The 3,429-nt window shown below is 46.5% G+C and carries 3 protein-coding genes and 1 pseudogene; 3 read left to right on the top strand and 1 reads right to left on the bottom strand.

Features of this window, described 5'->3' with window-relative positions; genetic code table 11:
- The 3 genes from groEL to F6K20_RS30025 all read left to right on the top strand — a co-directional run.
- Positions 1–901: chaperonin GroEL (gene groEL / locus F6K20_RS30035; protein WP_287297140.1), on the top strand; the 901-nt coding region annotated here is incomplete at its 5' end.
- Positions 902–1,062: 161 nt separating this feature from the next.
- Positions 1,063–2,031 (top strand): J domain-containing protein, encoded by a 969-nt coding sequence (locus F6K20_RS30030; protein WP_044492359.1) that lies wholly within the window; start codon positions 1,063–1,065, stop codon positions 2,029–2,031.
- A complete protein-coding gene (locus F6K20_RS30025) occupies positions 2,031–3,275 on the top strand; it encodes an ATP phosphoribosyltransferase regulatory subunit (RefSeq protein WP_008180314.1) in 1,245 nt (414 codons plus the stop codon). Before F6K20_RS30030 ends, F6K20_RS30025 begins: the two co-directional genes overlap by 1 nt.
- Before the next feature lie 35 nt (positions 3,276–3,310).
- Here F6K20_RS30025 and F6K20_RS30020 read toward each other — a convergent pair.
- Positions 3,311–3,429: pseudogene (locus tag F6K20_RS30020) on the bottom strand (pyruvate dehydrogenase (acetyl-transferring) E1 component subunit alpha); the annotation flags it as partial.

The raw sequence follows: 3,429 nt of genomic DNA, 5'->3' as shown, positions 1-3,429 counted from the left end.
GCCGTTGCTGATTATTGCTGAAGACATTGAGAAAGAAGCCCTGGCCACCTTGGTGGTCAACCGCCTACGGGGTGTTTTGAATGTGGCAGCTGTCAAGGCTCCTGGCTTTGGCGATCGCCGTAAGGCTATGCTGGAAGACATTGCTACCCTAACTGGTGCACAAGTAATTACCGAAGATGCAGGTCTAAAGCTTGAAAACGCTAAGCTGGAAATGCTGGGTAAAGCCCGTCGTGTGACCATAACTAAGGACAACACCACTATCGTTGCTGAAGGTAACGAAAATGCAGTGAAGGGTCGTTGTGAGCAAATCCGCCGTCAGATGGACGAAACGGATTCTTCCTACGACAAAGAAAAACTGCAAGAGCGGTTAGCTAAACTGGCTGGTGGTGTCGCTGTGATTAAAGTCGGTGCTGCTACAGAAACGGAAATGAAAGACCGCAAGCTGCGTCTGGAAGATGCCATCAACGCTACCAAGGCAGCTGTGGAAGAAGGTATTGTCCCTGGTGGTGGTACAACTCTAGCTCACCTGACTCCTGACCTAGAAACTTGGGCAAACGAGAACCTGAAGGCTGAAGAACTTACCGGTGCATTGATTGTTGCTCGTGCCCTGTCTTCACCTCTGAAGCGAATTGCCCAGAACGCTGGTCAAAATGGTGCGGTGATCGCTGAGCGAGTTAAAGAAAAAGAATTTAACGTCGGCTACAATGCTTCCAATGGTGAGTTTGTAGATATGTTTGAAGCTGGAATCGTTGACCCAGCTAAGGTAACTCGTTCTGCTCTCCAAAATGCCGCTTCCATCGCAGGTATGGTGTTGACCACCGAGTGTATTGTGGTAGACAAGCCTGAGCCTAAGGAAAATACTGCTGCTGGTGCTGGTATGGGTGGCGATTTTGATTACTAAAGCCTACCGAATGAATTAAAGCACTCTAATTGGCATAAAAGATAGATACAGCTGCTTCTTCAACGAAGCAGCTGCTTTTTATTGCCGAAACAAACCCAGATTATCTAATCTAAGAGATACTAGAAACGAGCCTTGCAGCAGTTGAGATGGGACAGTTGCCTATGTCTTTGAAAATTGAATACGGACTCTTCAAGCTTGATTTCACTGACTACCACGCAGTTTTAGGAATTCCAGTTGATGCGGATGTTAAGGCAGTCCGTCAACGGTACCTTCAAATTGCTAGACGTTTGCATCCCGACAGTTGCAAAGCCAGTACCGAAGTGGAAAAAAATCAAGCAAATCTGCTGTTAACACGGCTGGTTAATCCTGCTTATGAACAGCTCTCTAGAGGTCATCGTGACTATGCTGCTAGTCTAAGTCACTTGAGTAAGCGGTTAGGGGCTCAAGGAGATAAAATTTCCCTGGCTAGCGCAACGGCTAAGCAATTATTACAAGCAGGGGCAAATTTAGATAATCTTTACAAAACCTCAGTTGACCACCTAGCATCAGAGCAATACCAAGCCCTTGACCAAGCCTTGGCAAAAATTGCCGAAATCAGTGAACTTAACCTAGTTTATTTGATGTGTAAAAGTGGTAAGGGCGAAACGGTAAAAACTTCTGTCTCAACCCCTGTGAAAACTCAAGCAACTGGTGTGACCCAGCCAAATAGTCAGACTACTACCGGTGCCACATCACAGGGAGGGTCGGTTGGGACTAAGGGAGTATCACGAGTGGATAGCTATATCCGCCGTGCTGAAGGATATTTGGTGAAAAACAATTTTGCTGCGGCAGTTTTGGAGTTGCGAGAAGCTCTGAAGTTGGACCAAAACAATAGCGACTGCCATAGTTTATTGGGAATTGCTTATTTGAAGCAAAATAAGGGGACAATGGCTAAAGTACACATTAATAAGGCGTTGCAATTGAACCCTCAGAACGAAAAAGCATTGAAGGCGAAACAGATTCTAAATGAATTAACCCCGAAAAGTGCCGGTAGCCAGCCAAAGGTTTCGCCTGAAGCAGCTAAAGGGAAACCGTCCAATAAATCTGGTGGTGGCTTATTTGGTGGTTTATTTGGTGGAAAGAAAAAGTAATGATTCATCAACCACCCCCAGGGGCAAGGGATTTACTCCCCCTAGAAGTTACCCAAAAACGCTGGATTGCTAACCACTTACAGCAAGTATTTCACCGCTGGAGTTATCACCGGATTATCACATCAACTCTAGAATGGTTGGATACCTTGATGGCAGGAGGAGCTGTCGAACGTTCCACGGTCATCCAGTTGCACGATGCTGAGGAAGGAACGCTGGGGCTACGTCCAGAATTAACGGCATCCATAGCCAGAGCAATGGTCACTCGTATTGCTGGCAGTAATAGTGAAGCCTGCCTATCCTTACCCCAGCGACTCTATTACAATGCCAATGTATTTCGCAGACCAACTATAGGTAACCACGGACGTCAACTAGAGTTTTACCAGTCGGGAGTAGAATTATTGGGAGTTGGTGGGCTGTTGGCAGATGGGGAAATTCTGCTGTTGCTAGCCGATTGTCTTAATAATTTAGGGTTGCAGCAGTGGCACCTGATTTTGGGGGAAGCTCGGCTAACGCGATCGCTTTTGTCTCCCTTCCCCAAACCTATGCAAGACAAGGTTCGTCAAGCCATTGCCTATCTTGACCGTGTTAGCCTAGAAACGTTACCCCTATCCCCAGAATTACGAGAGCGGGCATTGTTTCTCTTTGACCTGAGGGGAGACCCTGCTGATGTTTTGCAAAAGGTTGCCAGCTTGGATTTAGACTCATCAGAACACGAGATTGTGAGCAATCTCAAATCCCTGGTGGAACTTTTAAATAGTAGTTCCGCTAGCCCCTTACCGATTGTTCTTGACCTGACCTTAGTACAAACCTTTGACTATTACACTGGTATTGTCTTTGAAGTAGTCAGTAGTAGCGAGGGCTCTAGCCGAGTTTTAGGCCAGGGAGGGCGGTACGATCAATTGCTGAGTCTATATCATCCTCAAGGAGAAACCTACCCTGGAATTGGTTTTTGCCTCAACCTAGAAGACCTTCATTATGTCTTACTGTCGAGTAATCAACTACCCAGTCGGACACCAGCTAGTGATTGGTTAGTGGTGCCAGAATTTCCCGAGGCTGAGGCGGTAGCTTTTACCTATGCCCAGAAACTTAGAGATTCTGAGCATTTGGTCAGGGTAGAGATGGATTTAGGGGGACGCTCACCAGCACAAATTAGAGCATACGCCTTGGGTCACGGTATCACCTACATTGCCTGGGTAGAAACCGATGGCACTCCTAGGATTGAGACCGTGACTAAGAAAGCGTGAAGTATTTCATAGTTCACACTTCCTAGTTCAGTTAACTAATCCTCAGCAAAAACATAGCGATGTAGTTCGCTAGGGTCAGGTTCAGGACTGGCTTGGGCAAACTCAACTGCATCATTAATGACTTCCTGGATTTTGCTCTCAATGGCTTTGAGTA

Source organism: Moorena sp. SIO2C4 (assembly GCF_010672485.1).
Taxonomy (GTDB): domain Bacteria; phylum Cyanobacteriota; class Cyanobacteriia; order Cyanobacteriales; family Coleofasciculaceae; genus Moorena; species Moorena producens.
This window is presented reverse-complemented; position numbering and strand designations above follow the sequence as displayed.